This window comes from Marseilla massiliensis, from assembly GCF_023336985.1.
Classification (GTDB): domain Bacteria; phylum Bacteroidota; class Bacteroidia; order Bacteroidales; family Bacteroidaceae; genus Prevotella; species Prevotella intestinigallinarum.
The window spans coordinates 1-1,469 of record NZ_JAMBLP010000055.1 but is presented as its reverse complement, the minus strand read 5'-3'; the positions used below and the strand labels follow the sequence as shown (position 1 = coordinate 1,469).

The following is a 1,469-nucleotide window of genomic DNA, read 5'->3' as shown; positions in this document are numbered from 1 at the left end:
CATGGCGGTTGCTTGCAACCGCCGATGGCGACCGGCGCACGGGTGAGTAACGCGTATCCAACCTGGCCGTTGCCACGGCACAGCCCGCCGAAAGGCGGATTAATGCGGTATGAGGCGCTTCGATGGCATCAGAAGAGCGCCAAAGCTTCGGCGGCAGCGGATGGGGATGCGTCCGATTAGGCAGCAGGCGGGGCAACGGCCCACCTGGCCGACGATCGGTAGGGGTCCTGAGAGGGAGGCCCCCCACACTGGGACTGAGACACGGCCCAGACTCCTACGGGAGGCAGCAGTGAGGAATATTGGTCAATGGGCGGAAGCCTGAACCAGCCAAGTAGCGTGCGGGACGACGGCCCTATGGGTTGTAAACCGCTTTTTCACGGGGATAAAGTGCGCCACGTGTGGCGCTTTGCAGGTACCGTGCGAATAAGGACCGGCTAATTCCGTGCCAGCAGCCGCGGTAATACGGAAGGTCCGGGCGTTATCCGGAATCATTGGGTTTAAAGGGAGCGTAGGCCGCATGTCAAGCGTGCTGTGAAATCCCGGGGCTCAACCCCGGAAGCGCAGCGCGAACTGGCGTGCTTGAGTTGCATCGAGGCAGGCGGAATTCGTGGTGTAGCGGTGAAATGCTTAGATATCACGAAGAACCCCGATTGCGAAGGCAGCCTGCCAGTTGCACACTGACGCTGATGCTCGAAGGCGCGGGTATCGAACAGGATTAGATACCCTGGTAGTCCGCGCGGTAAACGATGGATGCCCGCCCTTGGGCCGTTCTGGTTCAGGGGCCAAGCGAAAGCGTTAAGCATCCCACCTGGGGAGTACGCCGGCAACGGTGAAACTCAAAGGAATTGACGGGGGCCCGCACAAGCGGAGGAACATGTGGTTTAATTCGATGATACGCGAGGAACCTTACCCGGGCTTGAACTGCAGAGGAATGTGGGAGAGATTCCACAGCCCTTCGGGGCCTCTGCGGAGGTGCTGCATGGTTGTCGTCAGCTCGTGCCGTGAGGTGTCGGCTCAAGTGCCATAACGAGCGCAACCCCCTCCCGCAGTTGCCATCGGGTGATGCCGGGCACTCTGCGGGCACTGCCGCCGCAAGGTGTGAGGAAGGCGGGGATGACGTCAAATCAGCACGGCCCTTACGTCCGGGGCTACACACGTGTTACAATGGGGCGCACAGAGGGAAGGGGCTGCGCAAGCAGTCTCGGATCGAGAAACCGCCCCTCAGTTCGGACTGGGGTCTGCAACCCGACCCCACGAAGCTGGATTCGCTAGTAATCGCGCATCAGCCATGGCGCGGTGAATACGTTCCCGGGCCTTGTACACACCGCCCGTCAAGCCATGAAAGCCGGGGGCGCCTGAAGTCCGTGACCGCGAGGGTCGGCCTAGGGCGAAACCGGTGATTGGGGCTAAGTCGTAACAAGGTAGCCGTACCGGAAGGTGCGGCTGGAACACCTCCTTTCTGGAGCGGG

At 61.4% G+C, this 1,469-nt stretch carries 1 rRNA gene; it reads left to right on the top strand.

The annotated features are described in order from the left end of the window. A 16S ribosomal RNA gene (locus M3089_RS15690) occupies positions 1–1,459 on the top strand; the annotation flags it as partial. Positions 1,460–1,469 lie beyond the last annotated feature (10 nt).